Annotated in this window: 1 protein-coding gene and 1 pseudogene; both read right to left on the reverse strand. The window is 58.3% G+C overall.

Annotated features, from left to right (window positions below):
* Nucleotides 1–154: 154 nt before the first annotated feature.
* Nucleotides 155–487: pseudogene (locus tag C5748_RS29615) on the reverse strand (hypothetical protein); the annotation flags it as partial.
* A complete protein-coding gene (locus C5748_RS29620; protein WP_425350311.1) occupies nt 427–663 on the reverse strand; it encodes a hypothetical protein in 237 nt (78 codons plus the stop codon). The gene C5748_RS29620 and the pseudogene C5748_RS29615, both read right to left, overlap by 61 nt.
* Between the last annotated feature and the right edge of the window lie 62 nt (nt 664–725).

Here is a 725-nt window from a genome sequence, read left to right on the forward strand (position 1 = left end):
CATTACAGTTGCACTTTTGACGTGAAGTGTGCTTGCTGGGCTGCGGCCTGATGTGCTCGTCGCCAAAGTGACCATGCGATCATATGAGCGGGATGAACGTGTTGTCGTGCGAGACGGGTGGCGATGCGGCGGATTTCCTGAACCGACCAGCGGATCAGTTGGCGGTCTTGCGTCTTGCGCGCCGCATCGTTTTTGGGGGGTCCGAAGGACGGGCGTTGGCGCGATGGCGTATCACTGTCATCATAGCGAAGGCGAGCATGACCAGCGAGACATGGCGATGCCAGCCGTGCCAGGAGCGGGTCTCGTTGTGGTCGAGGCCGAGTTCGTTCTTGGCGGTTTCAAAACGGTCTTCGATCGCCCAGCGATGCCCCTCCACGCCAGCCACAGCCAGCGGTTTGTCCCATGATCGAAAGGGATGGTTGGCACTCACGCCCAGCACATAGCCTTTCGCAGCACGTTTGAGCGCCATTTCGATGTCGCCCACACCATTTCCGCACGCATCCACCCCGTCTTGCGCCGCTCTTCGCCGAGCAATCCGTCCAGAAACTGTCCCGCTGAAATCGCCACACGCTCCTGCCGGAACAAAGCCCGCATCCGCGCCTTCACATCCCGTAATGAAGACGCCCAAAGTTCAAGCGTCGCCTCGATCGAGGCACATGTCATCCATGATCTCCGAACCATCAAAACCCATGGATTCAGACCGCGAAAGAAATTGAAACTGTAAT

Origin of the sequence: Phyllobacterium phragmitis (assembly GCF_002980495.1) — a bacterium.
GTDB classification, from domain to species: domain Bacteria; phylum Pseudomonadota; class Alphaproteobacteria; order Rhizobiales; family Rhizobiaceae; genus Paramesorhizobium; species Paramesorhizobium phragmitis.

Bases quoted from the DNA above. Each gene is read 5' to 3' on its own strand.
- C5748_RS29620 (WP_425350311.1), bottom strand. From the start codon at position 663: ATGACATGTGCCTCGATCGAGGCGACGCTTGAACTTTGGGCGTCTTCA.